The sequence below is a fragment of the Microcystis sp. M53603_WE2 genome, from assembly GCF_030065435.1.
The window spans coordinates 1-2,028 of sequence record NZ_JASJFF010000753.1 but is presented as its reverse complement, the minus strand read 5'-3'; the positions used below and the strand labels follow the sequence as shown (position 1 = coordinate 2,028).

Sequence of the window (2,028 nt, the reverse complement as noted above, 5' to 3'; positions counted from 1 at the left end):
GTTGTGGGTTAGAGAGCGATAAACTCCACCAAAATCATCGACATTTAGTCAAGGATTTACCAATCTCAGGACAACCAGTGTACCTACAAGTTAATCGTCGTCAATTTAAGTGCGGTAATTGTCAGAAACCCTTTAGCGAAGAGTTAGATTTTGTCGCCAAGAAACGAACCTACACGAAAAGACTAGCCGAGAATATACTCGAACAATTAAAAGCAGCAGATATTTTAAATGTTAGCCGAAGAAATAACGTAACGGAAGAAGAGATTCAAAGAATAGTAGAGGACATCGCCGAAGAAATTACAGAGCCAGATTTATCGAAATTAAAAAGACTAGGAATTCAGGGTAAGAGCATCTCAATCACGCTTGACAAAAGGAACTCAGCACAGCCACCATATAGTCATTGTCCATCGCCGCGCGCTTACTTTTTTGTCGCAGACTACGTCGGTAAGTGGATTCCTGGTTAAGGGCGTTAAGTGCTAGCCGTCTGAGGAGACCAAAATTCCGAGGGCTATGCCAAGACCGAATCCGACACTTATCTTCATTAAAAGTAACATCTAAAGTCCAGTGGACTTGATTTTCAATGCCCCAGTGTTTACGAATAGCCTTACCGATGATTTGAGCATCAGCCTGGAGAGAACTGAGATAAAATTGGACTTCGTGAGTAGTTTTATTCCAGAGATGGCGAATCCGTTTAACCATAACAATACTTTTAAGTCCTAACCATTGCTGTTGTTGGTAAAGACCGCCAAAAGCTTCTAAAGGTACAGCCCAACACCAACGCTTTTCTAGACGATGATGACCTTTTTCTAGGCGATAGTCATAACTAAATTTATAGCGGTTCTCGCATCTGTGCGGCACACTTAAACCTTTGCTGATTAAGCTGTTCAGGATCGGGAATGTACCTCTTGTGAATCAGAAACGCTATAATCCCTTCAAAGTTATGAGCTTGAGCCTGATCGAACCAATTCTTAACCTGAGAGTGAAGAGTGGGATGATTAGCTTTAAGTGCTAACACATAATCAGCTTTTTTTTGGCGAATTTGTCGAACAATCTCAGTTTGAGTTCCCATCGCGTCAATGGTGATAATCGCACCCGAGATATCTAATAATTCTAGTAGGGCAGGAATCGCCGTAATCTCATTAGACTTATCTTCCACCTTGACTTGTCCTAAAACCAATCGTTGCTCACTTGCCCAGGCGGTGACTAAATGTAAGGCTTTTATCCCTTGATTACGATCGTAGGAACCTTTGAGATTTTTCCCGTCTATGGGGACAATTTCTCCCGCGAGAGAACCCATCAAATGTTGTAGCCATTGAGACAAAACTTGTTCGAGAGCTTCCGGCTTAATCCGTTCAAAAACCCGACGAAAAGTATCATCAGAAGGGATGCCATTGGGTAATTCCCAAAATTCCGATAACCAAGCCTGCTTACTGATGCCATAATTTTCCATGTCTTCCCAACCTTGCGCCCCGGCGATCTCGCGTAGCGAGCGCGTTGCGACCACGGCTAAAATCGCAATCACTAAAATATCGGTCAGCAAATGTTTTTGAGTTCGAGAAACTCTCGGGTCAGGAATATCTTGAACATAATTCAATAACCTGGCTTGAATTTCATTGATTGGTGTTAACGGCCCGGTCGTTGGCTGTTGAGCTTTCTTTTCTGGTTCCAATACGGGGGCAAAACCTGTTGCCATGACTTCTCTCCTAATTAATATTAATTGATCATGCTCAGATTAAGACTGATTTTGTTTAACTACTTATAAATGAAATTTGAGGGGAGAGACAGGCAGGATACTTCGAGATATTTTTCAAGTACAATTTATACCAAATTAGATGAGCTTACCCTGGAACTCTTGAAGGAGAAAAAGAAAGTTGTTTATAAAAAAACTAAAAATTTTGTTAGAATTTTAGGCTCTTCGGTTTGTGTTATGCAATGGACGGGGGTTATAAGGGATGGAACCCTTATATAGAAAGGCATTTAGCGATTTTTGTCAATTGTTTTTGCTCTAGAGCGAACTAATCAATTAAG

At 41.2% G+C, this 2,028-nt stretch carries 2 pseudogenes; one reads left to right on the top strand and one right to left on the bottom strand.

From position 1 onward, the window contains the following. Positions 1-338 (top strand): annotated as a pseudogene (locus PX481_RS16245) (transposase family protein); the annotation flags it as partial. A 19-nt stretch (positions 339-357) separates the two neighbouring features. Here PX481_RS16245 and PX481_RS16240 read toward each other — a convergent pair. After that, positions 358-1,693 (bottom strand): annotated as a pseudogene (locus PX481_RS16240) (ISAs1 family transposase). Between the last annotated feature and the right edge of the window lie 335 nt (positions 1,694-2,028).